General features: G+C 71.3%; 14 protein-coding genes. 8 read left to right on the top strand and 6 right to left on the bottom strand.

The genetic code is table 11. The features are described from left to right. Positions 1-90 precede the first annotated feature (90 nt). Positions 91-1,005, bottom strand: a complete 915-nt coding sequence (locus ACPPVO_RS36560) for a LysR family transcriptional regulator (RefSeq protein WP_426503109.1) — start codon at positions 1,003-1,005, stop codon at positions 91-93. Positions 1,006-1,608: 603 nt separating this feature from the next. Then, on the bottom strand, positions 1,609-1,914 hold the full coding sequence (locus ACPPVO_RS36555; RefSeq protein WP_426503108.1) for an ArsR/SmtB family transcription factor: 306 nt from the start codon (positions 1,912-1,914) through the stop codon (positions 1,609-1,611). 75 nt (positions 1,915-1,989) lie between these two features. On the opposite strand from ACPPVO_RS36555, the gene ACPPVO_RS36550 reads away from it, so the two are divergent. Together ACPPVO_RS36550 and ACPPVO_RS36545 are read left to right on the top strand one after the other, a co-directional pair. Next, positions 1,990-3,015, top strand: coding sequence for an NADPH:quinone reductase (locus tag ACPPVO_RS36550; protein WP_426503107.1), 1,026 nt, complete (start codon positions 1,990-1,992; stop codon positions 3,013-3,015). A 104-nt stretch (positions 3,016-3,119) separates the two neighbouring features. Then, positions 3,120-4,328, top strand: a complete 1,209-nt coding sequence (locus ACPPVO_RS36545; protein ID WP_426503106.1) for an oxygenase MpaB family protein — start codon at positions 3,120-3,122, stop codon at positions 4,326-4,328. Between the two features lie 29 nt (positions 4,329-4,357). Here the strand turns inward: ACPPVO_RS36545 and ACPPVO_RS36540 are convergent, their stop codons facing one another. Then, a complete protein-coding gene (locus tag ACPPVO_RS36540) occupies positions 4,358-5,521 on the bottom strand; it encodes a TetR/AcrR family transcriptional regulator (RefSeq protein ID WP_426503105.1) in 1,164 nt (387 codons plus the stop codon). Between the two features lie 188 nt (positions 5,522-5,709). Between ACPPVO_RS36540 and lepB the strand changes: the two genes are divergently transcribed. Beyond that, entirely contained in the window at positions 5,710-6,234 is a 525-nt protein-coding gene (gene lepB / locus ACPPVO_RS36535) for a signal peptidase I (protein ID WP_426503104.1), read from the top strand. A gap of 12 nt (positions 6,235-6,246) precedes the next feature. On the opposite strand, the gene ACPPVO_RS36530 is transcribed toward lepB, so the two are convergent. Both ACPPVO_RS36530 and ACPPVO_RS36525 read right to left on the bottom strand, forming a co-directional pair. After that, positions 6,247-6,891: a hypothetical protein gene (locus ACPPVO_RS36530; protein ID WP_426503103.1), complete on the bottom strand. Its 645-nt coding sequence runs from the start codon at positions 6,889-6,891 to the stop codon at positions 6,247-6,249. A gap of 201 nt (positions 6,892-7,092) precedes the next feature. After that, complete coding sequence (locus ACPPVO_RS36525; protein ID WP_426503102.1) at positions 7,093-7,878, bottom strand: helix-turn-helix transcriptional regulator; 786 nt, start codon at positions 7,876-7,878, stop codon at positions 7,093-7,095. A 148-nt stretch (positions 7,879-8,026) separates the two neighbouring features. Here ACPPVO_RS36525 and ACPPVO_RS36520 point away from each other — a divergent pair, with 148 nt between their 5' ends. The 3 genes from ACPPVO_RS36520 (at position 8,027) to ACPPVO_RS36510 (ending at position 11,328) form a co-directional block, all read left to right on the top strand. Further along, complete coding sequence (locus ACPPVO_RS36520) at positions 8,027-8,998, top strand: zinc-binding dehydrogenase (protein ID WP_426503101.1); 972 nt, start codon at positions 8,027-8,029, stop codon at positions 8,996-8,998. Positions 8,999-9,443: 445 nt separating this feature from the next. Beyond that, the gene (locus tag ACPPVO_RS36515; protein ID WP_426503100.1) at positions 9,444-10,598 is read left to right on the top strand and encodes an RHS repeat-associated core domain-containing protein; all 1,155 of its coding nucleotides are present in this window, start codon (positions 9,444-9,446) and stop codon (positions 10,596-10,598) included. Positions 10,599-11,160: 562 nt separating this feature from the next. Then, positions 11,161-11,328: a hypothetical protein gene (locus ACPPVO_RS36510; protein ID WP_426503099.1), complete on the top strand. Its 168-nt coding sequence runs from the start codon at positions 11,161-11,163 to the stop codon at positions 11,326-11,328. Between the two features lie 798 nt (positions 11,329-12,126). Here the strand turns inward: ACPPVO_RS36510 and ACPPVO_RS36505 are convergent. Next, complete coding sequence (locus ACPPVO_RS36505) at positions 12,127-12,309, bottom strand: hypothetical protein (protein WP_426503098.1); 183 nt, start codon at positions 12,307-12,309, stop codon at positions 12,127-12,129. 380 nt (positions 12,310-12,689) lie between these two features. Here ACPPVO_RS36505 and ACPPVO_RS36500 point away from each other — a divergent pair, with 380 nt between their 5' ends. Continuing rightward, the gene (locus ACPPVO_RS36500; protein WP_426503097.1) at positions 12,690-14,426 is read left to right on the top strand and encodes an Hsp70 family protein; all 1,737 of its coding nucleotides are present in this window, start codon (positions 12,690-12,692) and stop codon (positions 14,424-14,426) included. A 193-nt stretch (positions 14,427-14,619) separates the two neighbouring features. Further along, complete coding sequence (locus tag ACPPVO_RS36495) at positions 14,620-15,822, top strand: hypothetical protein (RefSeq protein WP_426503096.1); 1,203 nt, start codon at positions 14,620-14,622, stop codon at positions 15,820-15,822. Positions 15,823-15,919: the final 97 nt, after the last annotated feature.

Here is a 15,919-nt window from a genome sequence, read left to right as displayed (position 1 = left end):
TGACAGTCTTCAAGGAGTCTTGCCGCCGATCAAGGAAGCATTCGGAATGATGCGAGTAGTTCGGCTAATCCCGGGCCCTGGTCCGGGCCCTCACCGAGCCCGACGGGCCGGCATCGCCTCGCGCTGCTCAAGGATGGCTTTGACAAACGAGGTGAGCATGACCGTCTCGGCGTCGCTCCGCCACAGCAGGCCCCACTCCATCGGCGGAGCGTCGTGGATCGCCACAAATGCCAAATCCGACCGGGCGTAGTGGTAGCGGTCGTCGGCCGCCCAGTCACCCGCAATGAAGGCGCCCCTGCCTGACGCCACGTGCGACCACGCTGTCTCCCACTCGGTCACCGCAGGGCCGCGCAGGATCGGCCGGCCCTCGGGCGTACGCGGCGGACTGTGATGGTTGATCCAGTAGTTCGGGGGTCCAGCGACGGTCAGCATGCACACGTCAGCCAGGTCTTCCATGCCGATGGCCGGTCGTTGAGCCAAAGGATGCCCGGAGGCGATGACGAGCACGCGCGGCAGCGAGAAGACGACCGGCCCGGCAGTCAGGTCTGGCTCCTCCACCGGACGAATGGTGAGTTGGAGGTCGAGCTGACCAGCTTTGAGCCCTCCGAACGGATCGCTGAGTGGCACCTCGCGGATCTGGATGTCGCAGTCCCGATTCGCAACGCAGAATGCCGCCGCGGCCGCAACGACAAGATCCCCGGACCAGGCCGCCTGCACCCCGACGCGCAGCACACCGGCAAAGCCCCGGCCCGCCGCCGAAGCTCGCGCGACCGCGTCCTGGATCTGCCGAAACCCGGGCACCAGGTCGGCGCGAAGCTGAATGCCGAGGTCGGTCAGCCGCACCACCCGGTTGTTGCGGTCGAACAATGGAGCTCCGAGCCGACGCTCCTGCTTCTTGATCGACTGGCTGACCCGAGACTGAGTAAGGTGCAGCCGCTCCGCAGCCCGCCCGAAGTGCAGCTCCTCGGCCAGGGTCAAGAATATCTCAATCTCCCGCAATTCCATCTACAGCCACAACCTCGTCATTAGCAAAACTCATCGCGATCATGAGCGAAACTCATGGTAACCCTACAGAGCGGTCGAAGATCACTCGAGCGCTGGCGCAGGACGGGGCGAATGCCGTCCCGCGTCGTTGGCGGCGACCTGACCGTCGCCCTCGGCCCCGTTCAGGGGAAGGCCGTGCTCCGCCTAGCGGCCGGCAAAAGCCACGGACCCGGCCGGCGCAGCGCCTGATCTCAGCGAAGCGTGCAGTTCCTCATCGCGGACACTAATGTGCCTCCGCTCCTCGTCAACGCCGCCGGGCGGGTGCACGCCGAGAAGGCAGCCGCAGAGCGGGCTGGGCGATTGCGGCAGCCCTCCATCGCGGATTTGCCCGGCAGGAGAATCGCGCGACGACAGCATCCGACGGGTCCGTCGGAGAGCGTTCACCGTCTGGTGGCAGGTGAGGGTGCCTTTGCTGCCTTCGCGCCAGGCGACGGTGACTGCTGTGTCACGGCCGGCGTCCTGGACGGGCTGGGCCACGCTGGCTGCGTCGTTCGGGTAGCCCGGGCGGGTGCGGGTCACCGCCCCAGGCCGCGTCGGCGGCGACCGTCCCAAGCACGCCGTCGGTCAGCGGAGAAGGTTGAGCAGGCCCGGGAAGCGGCGCTCCAGCTCCTCGTACCGCAACATCATCAGCCGCCGCGTCCCCTGCACCCGCGTGCGGATCAGCCCCGCATCACGCAGCACCTTCACATGATGCGACAGCGTCGACTTGCCGATCGTGACGCCGCTGTCACGCAGCACGTCGCTCCCGCACGTCCAATCGCCCGACGTGTCCAGCGCGCGCACGAACGTCAGCCGGATCGGGTCGGCGAGCGCGCTCAGCACGCTGTCGATCGTCACCGACTCGAGGGCGGGCTCCATGACCTCACTCACGGAACCCACCCTAGCGCATGTTCGATCTGCGTCGTACTGTTCGATGCAAATCGAACGAAGCGAGGAGACGGACCCATGCGGGCGATCATCTACACCGAACACGGCGGTCCCGACGTGCTGCGCACCGTGGCGCGCGACCGGCCCGAGCCCGGCCCGGGCGAGGTGCGCGTGCGCGTCGCCGTGTCCGGGGTCAACCCGACCGACGTGCAGGCCCGCGCCGGCATCGGGCACCCCATGCAGTTCCCCGAGATCACCCCGCACCACGACGGCGCCGGCGTGATCGACGCCGTCGGCGCGGACGTCGACCCGGCCCGCGCCGGCGAGCGGGTGTGGCTGTTCATGGCCGCGGCCGGGCGTGCGGGCGGCACCGGCGCCGAATACTGCGTGGTCCCCGCCGACCGGGCCGTCCCCCTGCCCGCCGGGGTCGCCTTCGAGGCGGGGGCCGCTTTGGGTGTACCGGCACTGACGGCGCACCGCACGCTCACCGTCGCCGAGGACGGCCCCCGCCGCCTGACCCCCGGGGCGCTGGACGGCCGCGTCGTGCTGGCCGCGGGCGGCGCCGGAGCCGTCGGGCACGCGGTGATCCAGCTCGCCCGCTGGGCCGGCGCCACCGTGATCGCCACCGTCAGCGGCCCGCAGAAGGCGCGCCTGGCCACCGCCGCCGGCGCGCACCACACGGTGCTGTACCGGGAGGGCGACCCGGCCGCCGCCATCCGCGCGGCCGCCCCGGACGGCGTCGACATCGTCGCCGAGGTGGCACTCGGCGCGAACCTGGCCCTGGACCTGGCCGTCCTGCGCACGGGCGGCACCATCGCGACGTACGCCAACGAAGGCGGCCACCCCGTCGACCTCGACGTCCGCCGCCACCTGGTCCTCAACACCCGGCTGCAGTTCCTGGTCCTCTACACCGCCGGTCCGCAAGTGCGGGCCGCGGCCGTCGAGGACGTCGCCGCCGCGGTGGCCGGCGGGGCCCTGCCGGTCGGTGAAGCGCACGGCCTGCCGCTGCTGCGCTTCCCGTTCGCCCGCGCCGCCGACGCCCACCGGGCGGTCGGGCGTGGGGCCGCCGGCAAGGTCCTGCTGGACATCGACGCACCCGTATAACTGCCTCTTGCCGCCGGTGTCACGCTCCTCTATGTTAATAGAAAATCACATGTCCGGACCGTTCGGAACCTGTGTGTCCGGCCAACCGGGAAGCAGGCGAGCGAATGCAAAATCTCAGCCGAAGAGGCGTACTGACGCTCGGGGCCGCGCTCGGCCTGGCGGGTGCCGCGGCCCCCGCCAACGCGTGGGCGTGGTCCTCCGCCGGCTCGATCGCGGGGACCGACACGGTCACCGACCCGTGGGCGGTCTGGGACGACGCCACCGACCCGCTCGTGGCCTCGCTGCTGGACAACGGCCAGATCCCGGCGGTCAACACCGCGTTTCAGTCGTGGGTCAACAACGGCGACCCGCTGCCCGCGGGCCTGCCCGGCGCCCTCACCACCTACCTGCAGGACGTCAACCGGCTGCCGTCGTGGGCCGACCCCGTCAAGCTGGCCGCGGCGGCCAAGTTCAACAAGCGGATGAGTCTGTACCTGTTCCTGCTGTACGGCCTGGGCAGCGGGATCATGAGCACCGTCATCCCGCGCGAGGCCCGCAACGTGTACTACTCCGCCGGCGGCGCCGACATGAAGTCACGCGCGGCCAAGACCTTCACCTACGGCTACGACCTGAGCGCGGAGAACGCCTTCCTGCCGTCGGGTCACTTCGTCACCACCTCGAACAAGACGCGCCTGACCCACGCGGCGGTCCGCCACCTGCTGCCGAAGTCGGCGAAGTGGCGGTCGGTCACGGACAACCCGATCCCGATCAGCAACGGCGACATCCTGATCACCTTCCACAGCCTCGGCACGTTCGTGCACCGCAAGCTCAAGTCCTGGGGGATCCGGATGTCGGCCGCGGAGGAGGCCGCCTACCTGCACCAGTGGCAGGTCGGGCTGCACCTGCTCGGCGTGCGCGACGAGTTCATCCCGGCGACCTGGGCCGCCGCCGACGACCAGTCGAACTACGTGCTGACGCCGCTGCTCGGCCCGACGCCCGAGGGCATCGACCTGGCCAACATCCTGCTCGGCCTGGTCGCGCAGGTCGACGGCGGGCTCACCCGGGGCATCCAGCGCGAGTTCGCGCGGTACGTGCTCAGCGACAAGATCGGCGACTGGCTGCGGCTGCCGCGGGACTTCGTCGCGCGGGGTCTGATCGAGGTCGGCTGGCCGGCGTACGTCGCCTTCCAGGAGGGGCTGTCCCCGATCGTCCCGGCCGGGTTCGACGTCATCGACAAGCTCGTGCGTGGCATCGCGATGCTGTTCCTGAACAACGGCACCTCAGCGACGTACACCCCAATCACCATTCCGACCGGGAACCGGCCCGGCGCCTGAGCCCGGCGCCTGAGCCGGCCGCCCCGGCCTCAGAGCGTCAGCGCGGCGGTGACCAGAGCCGTCACCGTGTCGCGGCGGCCGGGCGCGTCCTGCCAGCGCAGGGCGCGCCCGGCCTCGACGACGACGCCGAACGCGGCGTGCACGAGCAGCCGGGCCTGGCGCGGGTCGAGCTCCGGCCGGACCGCGCGTAACTGCTGCTCCCACACGGCGATGTGCTCGCGCTGCGCGAGGATCAGCGGCCGCCGCAGGTCGTCGGGCAGGCCGGCGACCTCGGCCTCGGCGACGCTGGTGAGCGCGTTGTGCTCGAAGCAGTAGGCCACGTACGCCGCCGCCAGCGCGTCCACGGCCTCCCGCGGGTCGGTCACCCGGTGCAGGGTCCGGTCCACGGCCTGGGCCAGCAGCGCCGCCGCCTGCAGGCACGCGGCCACCAGAATGTCGACCTTGCCGGGGTAGTGGCGGTAGATCGCGGACGGGGCCAGGCCGACCGCCTGCGCGATCTGCCCGTTCGTCACGTTGGCGAACCCGTCCCGCGCGAACAGCGGGATGGCCGCGGCCAGGATCTCGCCGCGGCGGGTGCGCGGCACCGGCGGGGCGGGCAGCTCCACCGGCGGCGTGCCGCGCGCGGCCGCCGCCGGATCGGTGGCGGCCACGCGCAACGCCGACGTCAGCAGCAGCTCCTCGACCCGCCGCTGGGCGATCGACGTGTGGTGCATCGTGATCGACCCGATCGCGCCGAGCGCGGCCACGGCGCGCAGGCGCTCGTCCGGGCCCGGGTACTCGCGCCGCACCAGCTCCGTCACCCGCTCCACCACGTGCCCGAACTTCGCCCGGAGCACCTGGCGGTCGGCGCGCTCGAGGTAGCGCGCCTCCCACCGGTAGAGGCCGCCCGACGTGCGGTGCGAGACCGTGACCCGGACGAGGGCGAGCAGCACGTCGCGCAGCGCGGCCTCGGCCGGCCACTCGTCGAGCACCTCGACGAGCTCGTCCACCATGCCGTTGGCGCACTCGGCGAACAGCGCGTACTTGTTCGGGAAGTGCCGGTACAACGCCGCCGCGCTGATGCCCACCCCGGCCGCGATCTCCTCCATCGACGCCGCGTGGTACCCGCGCGCGCTGAACACCTGGCCCGCCGCCTCGACGATGATCTGCCTGCGGTTGTGCGGACGGGTCGCGGCGGCCGACCCCGCGGTCACCGGATCACTCGGGCAGACGTGGGCGGACACAAGGCCATACGTGCTAGTCAAGCACAGCACCGCGGCCGCCCACCGGACCGGATGGGAACGTGAGCGACGAGCGTCGATGTGGTGTCAGCGCTCGTGCGACGAGGCAACCGGCGTCGACCGCCCCCACGGGCCGGGCGGTTTCTGCCAGGATCGGCACCGTGAAAAGACTGGTGTCAATGATCGCGGCCGTCGCGTTCGCGGGCGCGGCCGGATGCGGCGGCGACACGAGCGCCCCGGCCGCCGCGACCGAGCAGTTCACGCAGGGCGGCGGCAGCATGGAGCCCGGGATCAAGCCCGGTCAGGTCATCACGGCGCGCCGGGTCACCGGCTACACCCCGAAGCGGGGCGACGTCGTGCTGTTCCACCCGCCCGCGGACTGGTCGGCGAAGGACACGCCGATGCTCAAACGCGTCCTGGCCGTCGGCGGCGAGGTCGTCGCCTGCTGCACCCCGGCCGGCAAGGTTACCGTGAACGGGGCCGCGCTGGACGAGACGTACCTGGGTGAGGACGGCCCGCTCGACGCCCAGCCGAACCCCCGCTCCTGCCTGGCGCGCCGCTTCGGGCCGGTGGCCGTGCCGCAGGGCAGCGTCTTCCTCGCCGGCGACCACCGGGTGGCGTCGAACGACTCCCGCTGCCTCGGCCCGATCCCGGCTTCGGCGGTGTTCGCGGTCGTCACCGGCTGACCGGCAACCGGGTCACGGTCCGGAGTTGCTGTCGGGGACGTACAGGTTCAGGATCGTGTCGCGGTGCGTGAACCCGGCCCCGACGAGGGTGAGCCGGTAGTCGCCCTTGGCCTTCGGCGTGTCGATCGCGAGGCGGTGGTTGGGCGCAATGGTCAGGCCGGGGGAGCGCAGCCGGTCCGGCCCCTTCGCGCCCGCGTCGCAGTCGCCGCTGATGCCCAGGCAGATCGTGATCGGCGCGGCGGTGGTGTTGTAGAACGAGAAACGGCCGTCGACCGAGGTGCTGTACCACTCGTAGCCGAACCCGTCCGCGACGATGTCCGCCTCGTCGTGCGGGGCGTAGAGCCCGAGCGCGAACACCCCGCCCAGAGCGAGCAGAGCGGCGGCACTGTACATCGGGACGCCCGACTCGGCGAGGTAGCCGCGCACGACACAGACCAGCGCCGCGACGCCGAGCACGATCAGCAGCACGACGAGGCCGTGCACCCGCGCCGCGGTCCGGTACGGGCCCGCGCCCTCGTCGGCGGGCATGACCCAGCTCCAGCGGCAGAAGCACCCGGCGGTGGTGACGAGGATGGCCGCCGTGGTGAGCACGGCCAGACTGTCGTCGAGGAGCTCCAGGCCCTCCGTCAGCCTGCTGCTGCGCTTACCGGTCCCCATGGACCCACGATATCGACCAAGGTCAAATGCGCCGCCGCCTCAGTAGGGACATCCGTACCGGCGGCACGGGCGGGATGGCCTCCGCCCCTGGACGCCTGATCGTCCGCTCGCTTGCCGCCGCGAGCAGGGCGATGCCGGCAGGTTCCCACGGCGTCCGGCCGAGCGCCGCATCGGCGGTCGGGCGTGATTCACATGGAAGCGCTAGACGGCGACCATTGACGGGTCTGTGCTGCCCGGCAGGTGATAGACCACCAGCGTCTGCTCGGGGCGTTCGGCGACGTGGAACGCGGCGTGCGACACGGTGATCGCGCCCAGCCGGGGATGCCGGAGCCGTTTGCGGCCGGCATGGCTGAATTGGATGTCGTACCGCGGCCACCACTCGCGGACCTCGGGGCTCGCCTCGGTCAGCTCAGCCAGGAGCCGGGTCACGCGCGGATGGCCGGGATGCCGTCCGGCGATCGCCCGCAGCCGGGCCAGGATATGGCGCGCCTCCTGCTCCCAGTCGACCAGGACCTCGCGAGCAGCGGGCTCGGTCATCATCCAACGCACGACGTTGCCGCCCGGTGCGATGCCGCGGAACAGCTCCGCCGCGGCGTCGTTCGTCGCCAGGACGTCGTAGCAGATGCCGGTGACGTACGCGGGATTGTCGCCCAGCAACGCCGGAACACCCGCAACCTCGGGAGCCACCTCCTCGGAGGCGTCCTGCTCCGGCGACGCCGTCCCGCCGGCGAGGCGGCGCAGGTGCTCATGCTCGGCACGGGTCAGCCGCAGTGCCCGGGCCAGGGCGTCGAGCACCTGGCTGGAAGGGCGTACGTCGCGGCCCTGCTCGAGGTAGGTGAGCCAGGTAGCGCTGATGCCGGTCAGCAGGGCCAGCTCTTCGCGGCGCAGGCCCGGTGTGCGGCGGCGCCCGGTGACGGGCAGGCCGGCATCGGCCGGGGTGATCCGTTCCCGCCGGCTGCGAAGGAACGCGCCCAGCTCCGTGCTCACCTAGCACCTCCAGTACCAGAATAAACCGGCTCTGGATACCAGGCTAACGCCGCGCAAGGCTTGCCTCATGCGTGCTTGGACTGTTACCTCACAACACGATGACGTACGGCTCCGCGATGTTCCCGCGCCGAAGCTGCAGGGCGGTGGCGTGATCGTGGAGGTGCTCGCCGCGCATCTGCCGGCGTACACCAGAATGGTCGTGACGGGCAACCGCGGCGGCCTGCCCGTCCCCCTGACCCTGGGCCCTTCCTGCGTCGGGCGCGTGACCGAGGTCGCGGCCGACGTATTCCACGTCGCCCCGGGCGACATCGTGGTGGACACCGCGCTGCTCGACGCGGGCGACGGCGACGAGATCCTGGTGGGCTGGGTCGGCCTGGGCGGCTCCGGCACCGGCAGCGAGCGTACCGATCGGATGCGTGCGGTCTGGCACGACGGCGTCTTCGCCGAGAAGGCGCTCTGCGCCAAGGAGACCATCGTCAAGCTGCCCGGCGCGGACACCTACTCGGACCCGGCCCGGCTGGCGTTCCTGCCGTGGCTCTGCATCGGCGCCGCGGGCCTGCACGCGGCGGGCCCGCTCGCCGGCCGCGACGTCGCCGTGATCGGGGCGACGGGCCAGCTGGGCGGCGCGGCGGTCCTGGTGGCGCTGGCCGAAGGCGCGGCGACGGTAACGGCGGTGGGCCGCAACCAGGAGGCCCTCGACGGGCTGGCGGCGCTCGGGCCCCGCGTGCGCACACACCAGCTGACCGGCGACCGGGCGACGGACGCGGCGGGCATCGGCCCAGTGGACGTGGCCCTGGACGCCCTCGGGGCCACGCCGACGGCGGACGCGACCATGGCCGCCTACGACAGCTTGCGCGGGCGCGGCACCCTCGTGCTCATCGGTGGCGTACGGCAGGAACTCACCGTCCCGTACGGCGACCTGATGCGCCGCCGGCTCACCGTGCGCGGCTCCTGGATGAGCGACCAGGCGACGGTGAGCACGGTCTGGAACCTGGTCCGCTCCGGGCTGCTGGACCTCTCCTCGGTCGAGCTGCTGACGGCCGGCCTCGACGACCCGGCCGCCGCCCTCGACCTGGCGGAGCGGACGACGGGCCTCGGCTTCGTAGCCCTCGTGCCCTGATCGTCGGACCGGCCGGGACGTCGATGCCCGCGGCGGGTCAGGCCGTCCCGGCGTCTCGGCGTCGTCGGACGGCCAGGCGAGCCGGGCCTACACCTACGACGGCGGCACCGAGCGCCGGAGCCTTGCGACCCAGGTCAGTGATGGCCAGGCGGGCATCATCTCCGGCACCTACGACGCCGACGGCAACCTGGTCTCGGAGTCGTGGGCGAACGGCGTCGTCGTCACCACGGGGTACCGCGAGGACAGCGCGGCCAACACGATCACCTACGACCAGCCGGGTTGCGGTCAGAGCAGCTGCATCCTGTTCACCGAGAGCTTCCAGAGCTCGGTGCACGACGAGATCCGCGACCGCACCTCATCGCAGTCCAGCCAGTCGTTCGTCTACGACAACGCCGGGCGGGTCACCACGGTCCGCGACACGGTCGCCGGGGTGTGCACCAGCCGGGTGCAGACCTACAACACCGCATCCAACCGCACCGCCGCGACGACCTATGCCGCCACGGCCGGTGGCGCCTGCCAGACGTCGACACCGGCGTCGGCGACGAACTGGACCTACGACACGGCCAGCCGGGTCAACGCCACCGGATACGCCTATGACTCGCTGGGCCGGACCTCGACGGTCCCCGGCGCCGACACTACCGTCGCCGGCGGTGGCGCGACGACACTGACGTACCACGCCAACGACATGCTGCGCACCATCGCGCAGGACACCCGGACGTCGACATACACCCTCGACGTCCTGCCCAACCGGTTCGCCACCCTCGCGGACAGCGACGGCACCAGCACGCTGACGCAGGTTCAGCACTACGGCGACGACTCGGACAGTCCGGCCTGGACGGTCGGCGACGGTGCCGTCCTGCGAACGGTGAAGGGGCTCGGCCGCGTGGTCGGCATCTACACCACCGCGACCGGGATGACCTGGCAGATCGCGAACCTGCAGGGTGACCTCGTCGGCGGCGTTGCATCGACCGGGTTCGGCCTGACCTTCGCCGGCGACTTCACCGAGCAGGGCCAGCCGCACTCGCCGTCCGACACCGGCCGGCCTTACGGCTGGCTGGGCGCGGACCAGCGCTGGTCCAACAATCCGGGCGGCATGGTGCTCATGGGGGCGCGCGTCTACTCCCCAGGCGCCGGCCGGTTCCTGTCCACCGATCCGGTCTACGGCGGGAACGCCAACCCGTACGACTACTGCCGGGGCGACGCCGTCAACTGCGAGGACACGAACGGTCAGTCGCCATGTCGCCGCATGTGGTCGAGCAACCCCTGGTGGGGGCGCTACGCCCAGATCGGCATCCGCTGCAGCTTCAGCGACTGGGCCGTCTGGGCGGTGATTTCGGCTTCGCCGCACTCAGCGGCATCGCCTGGGCGATCTCGGCGATCCTCTCTACGAGTGTCGTGGGGCTACCGGGTGCGTGGGCTTCGGCGTCGCCGCCGCGATCTTCGCCGCGATCGCCGGCGTGGGCACATTCATCTACTGGTTCTTCTGCAGGAGGAACGACGGGCTCGTTGTCGATGTCGGGGTGTCGATCGACAAGCGCAGACACCGGGGGCGCGTCCTGTATTGGTCCATACGTTGCCGGTGATGGACCGACGACGATGACGGCTTGACGACCGTCCATATGCCAGGGTGGTGTCCGCAGGCGACTGCAGGCACCACCCCGGCGCCAGGTGCGACAACTTCGCCTCCGCCCTGGACGCGATGGACGCCGCCCGCGCTCGAGGCCTCCCTGGACGGTGCCGCGGCCCACCACGGCGAGGCGCCGACCGCCGGTGCCGGCGACCCGGGCCAGGTCGACACGGTGCTGCACATCGCCCGCGCGAACGGCATGACCGGCCCGATCGAGATCTCGACGCCGGCGGAGGCGGGCCAGGCCTGGTCGGTCGTGCCCGAACGACAACGTCTGGCCGGTCCACTTCGACAAGGTCGCGATCGACCCGGTCGCCGGTACGGTCGTGCACCGCACCGACTACGCCGGCTGGCCGTTCCTGGCCAAGCTCAGCACCCTGGGCGTGCAGGCCCACATGGGCGGCCCGGTCGTCCTTCATCGTCCGCCAAAGCACGTCGAGGTGGCTGTCGGTCCAGACCTTGAGGGCGTCGATGAGCATGGCAACCGGTCCGAGCCACACCGCCCAGGCGGGGACGTGGAGCCAGGCGCTGCCCGGTGACCGACAACAGGAAGACCACGGCCGACACCGTCGCCTACAACGACCTGATGGCGCTGGGCCTGCTCGACGCCTTGTCCCGCGGCCCGATCGTGCTGATCACCAACAGCCGGTCCACGGCCCGGAACGCCGCTTCGAGGCTCTCCGGCCGCTCGAAGTCCACATAGCGCGTGCGCTCGCCGGTACCGGTCCTCGACATCGGCACGATTGATGCCACAGGCACGCCCCGGTCGAGCAGCGCACCGACCACGAGCCCTCCGAGCCGTCCGGACGCCCCCCGTCACGGCAACGATCACGATGGTCAATTTAGCGCGTCGGCGTCGAATCCCGGACCTTCCTCGACGCTGGCGCGGTGCTGCCGCACATCGTCGCCGAGGCGACCGCCGCTGTTTCACGGGGAGATGAACTGGGCGGACGTATCGGGCTTTCGCCCCTCCCGCCGCTGGGCGACTGGATCACCAAGGAGATCTGCCACGGGTGCCCACGGTTATCGATCCGGCACTGCGGACCGAGATGACGGCTCTGCTGGACCGGGTGCGCAACAGGTTGTCAGCCCGCACGGCGCCGTGGGCGCCGGTCAGCTGAACGCGGCGAACAGCACGGCCTTCGCCTGGGTGGTGCTGGCCGACGGCGCGGGCGTCGGGCGGTCAAGGAAGCCGCCGAGGCGGTCAGCAGCGCAGGAGTGCGGGTGCACACCCGGCGGGCATGCGTTCGCGGAGCAGCCGGCGCCGTTGCATGGCACCGTGGTGGTGGGCATCCTCGCCGCGGAGAGCGAGGGCCGCCGTATTCCTCGGCCGCCGAACATGCCCGGTCCATGCAGCGATTGATGGCGCGCCGGTGCTGGCGCCGACGTTGTCCTTGCCTGCGGCCGGTAGCGCGAAGACGGCGTTGTTCGTAAGCGGCACAAGGTTTGCGTCCGCGTCATCGGCGCGGACTCCAACGCCCGTCCGGTGAGTGGATGAGGGTTACCGGTCGGTGGGCTGATCCGCCCAGCGGATGGGGAAAGCGCCGAGGCGTCCCTGATGCACGGCGTCGCCTTGGGTAACATGTTTTGCGATCTTGGCACACTGGATCTCGACATCGCCGGTCGCGGTCGTGGTGATCTTCGTTGCCGGGCAGCCGGCTGTCGCCGTGATGGGCTCGTCCATACTCGCGACGCTAGTCGAACACGCGTGCTAATGCAGCAGGTTCGACATTTCTCGCCTGCGAAAACGTCCGACTCATGCACGCGACGACCCGATCATCCGAAACGTCATACGCAGCGGAGGCGGATCGGCGTGGGTCCGGGTGCGTCCACGCTCGGATCCCGTCGTCGAGCAGGGTGCGGGCGTGACGCACCGGCTCCGTCGCGTACGCCGTGGGACCACACAGGAACGCTTCTGGTGCCGGCGGCAGTCAGTTGATGCGGCGTTGTCTGCGGATCTCGGCGCACTGCGAAAAGTCGCGAAATGCTGATATGGGGGTAAGTACGGACATTTTGTGTTGTAGGGGGCCACGCCAGCGATCGAATGTCATCAGAATGGCTGTCGTGTCGAGAGACGGCGCGGTACGACTGGGCATCGAGTTCGCTGCTGATCACGCGCGGGCAGCGCTGGCCTGGGCCGACGGCACAGCAATGGTCCTGCCGCTGGACGGCGGGGGCCAGCTGGCCGCTCCGCTGCCCGACGATTCGTCGGCCCTGGCCGATCAGGGCGGTCCGGCGCTGGCGGGCGGCAGGTCGGCGGTCCCTCCGCGTCCGAGCCTTGACTGGGCTGCGACAGCGTTCACGCGCATTGTGCAGGACGCTCGCGACGTCGCGAGCGCGAGCGTGGAGGCTGTGGTGGTTGCCGTGCCGGCGACGTGGTCGCATCGGCAGCGGGGGCAGGTGCGCGCTGCTGCGGCCCGAGCCGGCTTGCACGATGTGGAGTGCATCCCGTCGCCGGTCGCGGTGTGCTGGCATGTCGTCGCGGGTGGGTACGAGCTGCCGACCGGTGCGCTGGTTGTGGTCTGCGAAGCCGGCGACGGCTGTTCGGCGGCGGTGGTTGGCCGGGACGGCGGTGGTGACTTCGTCGTGCTGTCCGATGTGGACGAGACGACCGTCCGTTCCGGCATGGCCGGCACGGCGTCGCCAGGCCCTGTCGTCGAGGAAGTGGTTCGCCGGGCGATGGCGGGGGCGGAGCTGCCGCCCGGTGCAGCCGACCTGGTGTGTGCGGTCGGGCCGGGGGCGCGGCAGCTGGAGGTGGGCCGGTCCCTGCAGACGGTGACCGGGGTGGAACCGATGCGGGCGGTCGAGGCTGAGCTGGCCGTGGTGCTCGGCACGGTGCAGGGGCCCGGTCCTGACGGCACGGCGGCGGTGGGGCAGGCGGCGGGCACCTGGGGGGACGTGTGGGCGATGGTGTTGCCCGGCGTGTGGTCGGTGGTGTTGTTCGCGCAGTTCCTCACCGGATCCCGCCGGTACGGGCCGCAGGAGAAGGTTGGCCAGCCGGGCATGCTCCTCGCGTCGTGGGGTGGTCTTGCCCTTGCCGGCATGTTCGCGATGCTGGCCGTGGTCGGTGGCGCGCTGGTGGCGGCCGCGGTCCGGCACAGCCCGGACGGCGGGGATACGCACGACGTGCCGCTGGGGGAGTGGGTGCGTCACCGGCTTACCGCCGTGGCGATGGCGGGCGGTGTCGGTGCCGGGCTGCTCGCCGCGGGCCTGTACGTGCTTGTCGGTGCGGGGTTCTTCGACCTCGAGGCGGGGCCGCTGGTGCGCTGGGCGGTCCTGCCGGTGCTGCCGGTCGGGGCTGCGGTGCTGGTAGTGGCGGTTGCGGTGTGGCGGCGGCCGGAGCCGCCAGAGGGGGAGTGGCCGCAGTGGCTGCGGTTCCCGCCTGTGTCGGTACTGCTCGCCGGTGCCGGCGTCTTGCTCATAGCGTTCGACGAGACCGGCAGCCCATGGCTGCTGCAGCCGTTGAGCTGGCAACTCGAGCAGTGGCTGCCGCCCGGGCAGTTGACGATTATCGGCCCGGTTGGCCGGCTCGGCGGCCTGTGCGTCGGGGTGGCGGCCGCGTGGCTGCTCACGACGCGGCCGGTGCGGCGGCTGCTGCTCGGGACGTTCCTCGCGCTGCTCGTCGCGGCGGTCCTGTCGTGGCGGGTGACCGGTGCGGTGGCGATTGGATTCTGCTGTATTGCGGCCGCCTGGTGGTTCCTGCGGGCCGTGCGGCTCGTGCTGGGACCGCGGCTGCTCACCCCACCATCGGATTGGCACGCACCCGCGGCCGCGGCGAGCACCCCGAGTGATGCGCCATGACGGTGTCCCGTCAAATGTGCAGCCCGTCCGGACCACGAGCCGCGATGCGGGCTGTTGACGGCGGCCCATCCTCAGTCGTCGCACCGGGTGCCGCCCGGTCGCCGGCGGGCACCGCCACCGCTGCGCAGGCGGGCGGGCGGGGTGCCCTTCCGTGCGGCGTTTCACCGGCGGGCGAGATCGAAGGGGCCAAACCATGACCGACGGTCCTGGTACCAGCGGCGGCCGTCCGGTGCTGCCCGAGGCGGCCGGGCACCGGTCCGGGACCTTCACGCAGCCGCATGTCGTGGTGCCGTTCAGCTCCGCTGCAGCGCCGCGCGTCCCGATCGGGCGCCGGATCAGCGTCCCGCAGCTGCCGGGCCGCAGCTCTACGACACAGGGCCGGCGCGGCAGGCTGTCGCCGGCCGGGCGGCGCCGTGCCCTGCAGGCGGTCGCGGCGGTCATGGTGCTCGCGCTGACCGCCGTCGGCTGGCAGGCCATCCGTGGTCCGTCCGGCGCCGACCCGCGGGAGCTGGTGCAGCGGCTCTTCGATCGTCTCGCCGCCCGCGACATCAGCGACTGGGCGACCGGGACGCTGTGCGCCAAGAACCCGATCTGCGGGCCTGGCGCCCTGAGCAGCGGCTATGAGCCGCCGCAGCAGGTCACCATCGACGCCGTGACCGACCAGGCCGACGGCAAGGACCGGTCGGCGACGGTCGACGTCTCCTACAATGTTGCCGGGCAACGGGTCCACGACCAGGTCACCGCCGAGTACAGCCCGGGACGACTGTTCGGCGGCTACTGGCTGTTGAGGAAACGGCCGTTCACCACGCTGACCATCCCGGGCCCGTCACCGACCCGGGTGACCGTCGCTGCCGTGAAGCTGCTGCCCGCGGAGCTGACCGGGCCGCTCACCATCAAGGTCCCTCCCGGCCGCTACACGATCAGCCGAGCCGAAACCCCGCTGATCGCCGCGACCGAAACCGCGACCGTCGCCGCGCCCGGTCAGTCCGCCACGGTTGCCCTGCCGACGGACGTCCTGGCCGCTGTCCACGACGACGTCGTCACGCTGATTGACTCCCGGATCGACGACTGCGCCGCCCAGCACGACTTCCGGCCGGAGGCCGGCACCGCCCGCCCGCGCGTCCACACCTGCCCGTTCGCACACGACACCAGATACACCATCACCGACAATCCGACCTGGACCGTGCAGCAGTACCCGCAGCTGCAGGTCATAGCCGGAACCGACGGCAGTATCAGCGTCACCACCACAGCCCCCGGACGTGTTGTCATCCGCTACCGCTGGACCGAGCATCTGGTCGAGCCGCGCACCTGGACCGACGTCGAGGCCACCGAACCGATAGTGGTGACCGGCCGCATCACCGGCACCGCTGGCGCATTGGCCTGGCAGCCGGGCTGACGACGCCGACCGTATCGCAGCGTTGACGTGTGTTGTTTCCGGGCGTTGCTGCGCTGGACCGTCCAGCAACGGCCGACCTGGTGCCAGATGCGGTGCC

It is taken from the genome of Dactylosporangium sp. McL0621, assembly GCF_049995355.1.
GTDB lineage: Bacteria > Actinomycetota > Actinomycetes > Mycobacteriales > Micromonosporaceae > Dactylosporangium.
The sequence above is the reverse complement of the archived record's forward strand: the minus strand, read 5'-3'. Positions and strand labels throughout refer to the sequence as shown.